Consider the following 2,093-nt stretch of genomic DNA (forward strand, 5'->3'; position numbering starts at 1 on the left):
GTACCCGAGGAGCTGACCCAGCTGAAGATGGGCAAGATCATCCGCGAGAAATTCCCTGACCTCAGCGAAGATGACCAGGAAGCGGTTCGTCAGCACGCCATTGCCGCCCTGACACTGACCCAGCAGGCCAAGGCCGCCATGGTCGGCGATGTGGTCGATGGGGAGTTTTCGGGCAGTACAGCTTTCATCGATGGGGTGCGCAAATTTGCCCTGAGCGTTACCGACCTCGACATCGATCTGATCGACCGCGTCAATCCGTTTGACGCCACCTATGCCGTGCTGGCCAAGGCGATGGACGAGAAGACCCTGTTGCAGGTGCAGGCTGTCATCAACGCCAAGAAGGACAAGCTGACCTACGAGGATGCGCGGATGCTGGCCGAGCGCGCGCTCGAGTTCAAGCGGGAGCGCGGGCGCCTTCCCTCGCTGACCTCGCAGGATGCCTGGGAGCGCAAGATGGCCGAGGGCATCGCCTTCCTGCAACGTCATGCGGCAAAGGCGGCGGCTGATGGCTGAGCTGAGCGATCTTGAACTGCTGGCCGAACTGGGTGTCGAGACAACGGCAGAGCCCAAGCGTGCCCTGACACCGCTGCAAGAACGGATCATTGCCGGTTTTGAGGATATTCAACGCTTCGTGGCTGAGCATGGACATTTGCCTCGGCACGGTGATGACCGTGACATTTTCGAGCGCCTCTATGCGGTGCGGCTAGACCGCCTGCGTAGCCTTCCGGAAGCGCGCGAATTGCTGGCCAGTCTCGATCGTGATGGCCTGCTGGATGGCAATGGCCCAGCAGCCGTGGCGCCCCAGGAATTGGGCGACGACGCGCTGCTCGCGGAACTGGGCATCACGCCGGGCGCACCAGACGACATCACACAGTTGCGCCACGTCGCGCCGCGAGCAGAAAAGCGCGCAGCCGAAGAAATCGCCAATCGCGAAAAGTGCGAGGATTTCGAGACCTTCAAGCCCCAAATCGAACGGGTACAAGCCGATCTGGCCAAAGGCGCGCGCGAGGCCAAGGCAGTCGATCAAACAGAGGTCACGCTCGAGGAGGTTCGGCCCGGCAATTTCTTCATCGTGGCTGGGCAGATGGCCCTGATCGCGGATACCTCTGACGCCTTCGTGACGGAGTATGAGCGCAAGGATCGGCGTGTGCGCGTCATCTACGACAATGGCACAGAGGCGACCATGCTGGCCCGGTCATTCCAGAAGGCGCTCTATCGCGATGAGACCGCGCGCCGCATCACCGCCTTGAGCGCTGGGCCCCTTTTTGGCGATGTGGCCGAGCCTGACGATTTGGCGAGCGGCACGATCTATGTTTTGCGCAGCAAGTCGGCCCACCCGTATGTCGCCGAGCACCGGGAACTGATCCACAAGATCGGCGTGACCGGCCAGAGCGTTGCCCATCGTGTGGCCAATGCGCGGAATGACCCAACCTTCCTGCTGGCTGATGTCGAGGTTGTCGCCGAATACCAGCTCTTCAACATAAACCGCAGCAAAATGGAGGGCCTAATCCATAAGGCCTTGGCGGCGGCTCGGCTTGACCTGGCTGCCGGTGATCGCTTCGGCCGGACCGTCCAACCGCGCGAATGGTTCCTGATCCCGTTTCAGGCGATTGACGACCTGATCTCAAAGATCAGCGACGGAAGCGTGACTCAAGTGCGATACGACCCAATGGAGGCCAGGTTCGTCCCAGCCGAAACCTGACCTCCACCGGCTTGGGTTAGGAGGCTTGGCAAGCAGGCTCAATGTAATGATAGAATCGTAGCGTTTCATCGAGACCGGCCATCGGACGCCGCTTGGCATCGATGGTATGTGCCAGCGAGGCCAGCTTCCTTGCTTCGCGCCCGCGGATACTGCGGGTTTTGAACAAATGGCTGCCCGCTCCCTCATAATGTTTGATCTTGATCCGCTCGGCCATGGTAAGCTCGAGCATCGCAGGCCATGCCTTGGTTGCGGCCGAGATTCGTTTGCGTAAGGCTTCATCCATCGACGGCTCCAGAAGGCCAAATTCGATGGGCCATGGCGCGACCAGAGGCTCTGGCTTGTCCTCTGGGGAAAAGGCGGTCGAGACCACGCAGCGCAACTCGCCAAAGCG

Annotated in this window: 2 protein-coding genes and 1 pseudogene; 2 read left to right on the forward strand and 1 reads right to left on the reverse strand. The window is 60.9% G+C overall.

The features are described from left to right. Together BGP00_RS16655 and BGP00_RS16660 are read left to right on the forward strand one after the other, a co-directional pair. A pseudogene (locus tag BGP00_RS16655) lies at window positions 1–513 on the forward strand (DEAD/DEAH box helicase); the annotation flags it as partial. Then, a complete protein-coding gene (locus BGP00_RS16660) occupies window positions 506–1,702 on the forward strand; it encodes a GIY-YIG nuclease family protein (RefSeq protein WP_292925788.1) in 1,197 nt (398 codons plus the stop codon). The pseudogene BGP00_RS16655 and the gene BGP00_RS16660, both read left to right, overlap by 8 nt. A 16-nt stretch (window positions 1,703–1,718) precedes the next feature. On the opposite strand, the gene BGP00_RS16665 is transcribed toward BGP00_RS16660, so the two are convergent. Continuing rightward, window positions 1,719–2,093 (reverse strand): hypothetical protein (locus BGP00_RS16665; RefSeq protein WP_292925789.1); only part of this gene is annotated, 375 nt, incomplete at its 5' end.

It is taken from the genome of Novosphingobium sp. 63-713, from assembly GCF_001898925.1.
Taxonomy (GTDB): Bacteria; Pseudomonadota; Alphaproteobacteria; order Sphingomonadales; family Sphingomonadaceae; genus Novosphingobium.

Excerpts from the sequence above, each read along its gene's own strand:
- BGP00_RS16660 (WP_292925788.1), top strand. The coding sequence starts at position 506 with ATGGCTGAGCTGAGCGATCTTGAACTGCTGGCCGAACTGGGTGTCGAG.